The following is a 3720-nucleotide window of genomic DNA, read 5'->3' as shown; positions in this document are numbered from 1 at the left end:
GGTTCGGGGTGGGGCGGGCCGCCGCTCCGCGTGGTACCGCCGCCTCACGCCCTACCTGTTCCTGCTCGTCCCCGTCGGGCTGCTGCTGCTCCTGACGTACACGCCCGTCGTCAACATGTTCTGGTACTCGGTCACCGACTGGGACGGCCTGGACAAGACCAAGAACTTCATCGGGCTCGACAACTACATCGACGTCTTCACGGACCCCGACAACCTGCGGGTGTTCTACGTCTCGCTGTTCTACATCGTGGGCTCGCTCGTGCAGATGGCGCTCGCGCTCTACTTCGCGACGATCCTGTCGTTCACGGTGCGCTTCAAGAACATGTGGAAGGGCATCCTGTTCTTCCCGTACCTCATCAACGGCGTCGCGATCGGGCTGATCTTCCTCAACTTCCTCAAGCCGGGCGGCGGCCTTGACACGGTTCTCATGAAGACCGGGCTCGAGAGCCTCATCCATCAGTGGACCGGCGACCCGGACATCGCCAACTTCTCGCTCGCGGCCGTCTCCGTCTGGCGGTACACCGGCCTGACCTTCGTGATGTTCCTGGGCGCGATCCAGTCCATCAACTCGGAGATCTACGAGGCGGCCGCGCTCGACGGCGCCAACCGCTGGCACGAGTTCTGGTCGATCATCCTGCCGTCGATCCGACCCATCGTGGGCCTGGCCTTCATCCTCGGCATCTCCGGCTCGCTGTCCGTCTTCGAGATCCCGTTCGTCATGACCAACGGCGCCAACGGCACGGAGACGTTCGTCCTCCGGACCCTCTGGATGGCCTTCCAGCGGAACATGGTCGGGCTCGCCTCCTCGATGGCCGTCGTGCTGCTGGTGTTCGTCCTGCTGGTCACGTGGCTCCAGCGCCGGCTCGTCCCGGAGGAGGAGGTGGACCTCACGTGAAGGTCGCAGCCACCAGCACCGCCAAGTACGTCTCGCTCGTCGTCGCCTCGATCGTCACGCTGCTGCCGTTGGGGCTCATCCTGTTCGGGTCGTTCAAGACCAACCAGGAGTTCCTGTCGACGAACCCGTTCCAGCCGCCCGACAGCTGGTTCAACTTCGACAACTACGTGCTGGCGTTCACCAAGGGCGGCATGGCGCTGGCGTTCTTCAACACCGCGCTCATCTTCGGCGCCGCCATCGCGGGCACCATCCTCATCGGCGCCGGGACCGCATACGCCCTGGACCGCTTCCGGTTCCGCGGCCGCAGCCTGGTGCTCCTCATGTTCCTGCTGGCGACGCTCGTGCCGGGTGTCACGACGCAGGTCGCGACCTTCCAGATCATCAAYGGTCTGGGCCTCTACGGCTCACGCTGGGCGCTGATCCTGCTGTTCATGGGCACGGACATCGTCTCGATCTACATCTTCGTGCAGTTCATGCGCAGCATCCCGCGCTCGCTGGACGAGGCCGCGATGATCGAGGGCGCGGGGCACCTGCGGATCTTCTTCCAGATCATCCTGCCCAACCTCAAGCCGGCGATCGCGACCGTCGTCATCATCAAGGGCATCGGCATCTACAACGAGTTCTACCTGCCCTACCTCTACCTGAACGACCCCGACAAGCTCCCGATCTCCACGGCGCTGTTCGCGTTCAAGGGGCCCTACGGCTCGCAGTGGGAAGCCATCTGCGCGTGCGTGGTCATCACGATCATCCCGATCCTGGTGCTGTTCCTGTTCCTGCAGCGCTACATCTACAACGGCTTCACGTCGGGCGCGACCAAGTAGCACGACGACGACGGGGCGGCCGACCAGCCGCCCCGTCGTCGTGTCAGACCCGCGTCGCCCGCACGAGCGCGATGCGCTCGGGCAGCTGCAGAGGCGCCTCGAGACCCACGCCGGACAGCAGTCGACCGGGCAGCCGCACGCCCTCGGCCGTCCACCACGCCGGCGCGTGGTCGACCCCGTCGCCCGGCGCCTGCGGCCGCACGTCGTAGAGCGCGTCCGGGTCGAGCCCCGGCAGCGTGACGCGCGGCAGCGCGGTGCTCGTCGACCGGCCGGTGAGCGCGATCGCGTACAGCGCGTCCCCCCGGTCCTGGGCGACCACGCCGTGCACCGCGACGACCGGGTCGGGGACGTCCGCGTGCACCGCGGTCCCCGCGTGCAGCAGCGGGCGCACGTCCTTGTAGAGCGCGATCCAGGCGGCGAGCTCGGCCCGCTGCGCCTCGTCGGCCTCCTGCAGGTCCCACTCGATGCCGAGGTGCCCGAACAGCGCGGTCGCGGCGCGGAACGACAGCGCGTGCCGACGACCCGTGCTGTGCGCGGTGCCGGAGCCGATGTGCGCCCCGATGAGCTCGAGCGGGATCAGCAGGTTGGTCCAGCGCTGGATCTGCTGACGCTCGAGGGCGTCGATGCAGTCGCTGGCCCACACCCGGTCGGTCCGCTGCAGGATCTCCAGGTCCACGCGCGCGCCGCCCGACGAGCACGACTCGATCTCGACCCCGGGGTGCAGCGCCCGCAGCTCGTCGAGCAGCCGGTACACCGCGAGCGTCTGCCCGTGCACCCCGGGCACTCCCCCGTGCCCGGCGTCGACGAGGTCGCGGTTGTGGTCCCACTTGAGGTACCCGATCGCGTACTCGGTAAGCAGCGCGTCCAGCCGCTCGAGAATGTACGCGTAGGCCTCGGGCACGGCGAGGTCGAGCACCTGCTGGTGGCGGGCCTCGCGGGGCAGCCGGGAGGGCACCCGCAGCATCCACTCGGGGTGCGCGCGGGCCAGGTCGGAGTCGGCGTTGACCATCTCCGGCTCCACCCAGAGCCCGAACTCCAGCCCGAGCCCGGTGACGTGCTCGACCAGCGGGTGCAGCCCGTCGGGCCACACGTCGGCGGACACGGTCCAGTCCCCCAGCGCCCGGGTGTCGTCGCGCCGGTCCCCGAACCACCCGTCGTCGAGCACGAACCGCTCGGCACCCACGGCCGCGGCGGCGTCGGCGAGCGCGGTCAGCCGCCCGAGGTCGTGCTGGAAGTACACGGCCTCCCAGGTGTTGAGGGTGACCGGCCGGGGCGAGCGCGGGTGCTGCGGGCGCGCACGCATCCACGCGTGGAACCGGCCCGCGAGCGCGTCCAGCCCGACTCCCCAGGCCCCGTAGACCCACGGGCTCGCGTACGACTCCCCGCGGGCCAGCCGCACCTCGCCGGAGCCGAGCAGCTCCCCGCCACCCAGCACCCCGGGCTGGTAGTGGCTCCGCTCGGCCAGCGACCGGTGGTTGCCGGACCAGGCCGTGTGCAGCCCCCAGACCTCGCCGGTGCGGTTGGCGAACCCGGCCGTGCCCGCCACCAGCACGAACGCGCTGTCGTAGCCCGTCCGGCCGCGCCGGTTCTCGCGCAGCCGCGTGCCGTGCGTGAACGCCGTGCGTTGCGGGCTGCGCTCGCGAGCCCAGCGCCCGGTGAAGTCGAGCAGCTCGGTGGCGACCGCCGGGACCGGCAGGGTGAGCAGCAGCCCCTCCAGCCCGTAGACGTCGTCGTCCTCGTTGGTCAGGACCGCGCGCTGCCGCACCAGCCCCTGCGCCGTCAGCTCGAGCACGAGCGTCAGCCCCAGCCGTGCGGCGGCGTCGCGCGCCTCGACCGTCAGCCGCTGCGTCCCGTCGGGCGTCGTCGCGACGTCGTGCGCGCTCACGAGGAAGAGCGTCGAGAAGTCCTGGCCCGCCCGGCTGCCGACGAGGCCCGGCGTGCCCAGGTAGCCGGCGGACTCCTGCGGCAGCACGGCGGTCTCGACCTGCCCGTCGACCGGGTAGC

General features: G+C 70.1%; 3 protein-coding genes. 2 read left to right on the top strand and 1 reads right to left on the bottom strand.

Translation table 11 applies throughout. The features are described 5' to 3' along the window. On the top strand, positions 1 to 895 hold an 895-nt coding region (locus ACXJKG_RS20055; RefSeq protein ID WP_456847485.1), incomplete at its 5' end, for a carbohydrate ABC transporter permease. Beyond that, positions 892 to 1716: a carbohydrate ABC transporter permease gene (locus tag ACXJKG_RS20050; protein ID WP_456823913.1), complete on the top strand. Its 825-nt coding sequence runs from the start codon at positions 892 to 894 to the stop codon at positions 1714 to 1716. The genes ACXJKG_RS20055 and ACXJKG_RS20050, both read left to right, overlap by 4 nt. Before the next feature lie 43 nt (positions 1717 to 1759). Here the strand turns inward: ACXJKG_RS20050 and ACXJKG_RS20045 are convergent. Further along, a partial coding sequence (locus tag ACXJKG_RS20045) for an alpha-galactosidase (RefSeq protein WP_456847484.1) occupies positions 1760 to 3720 on the bottom strand: 1961 nt, incomplete at its 5' end.

It is taken from the genome of Cellulomonas sp. P5_C6 (genome assembly GCF_054049635.1).
Note: the sequence above shows the minus strand (reverse complement) of the source record. Positions and strands in the feature narration are given on the sequence as shown.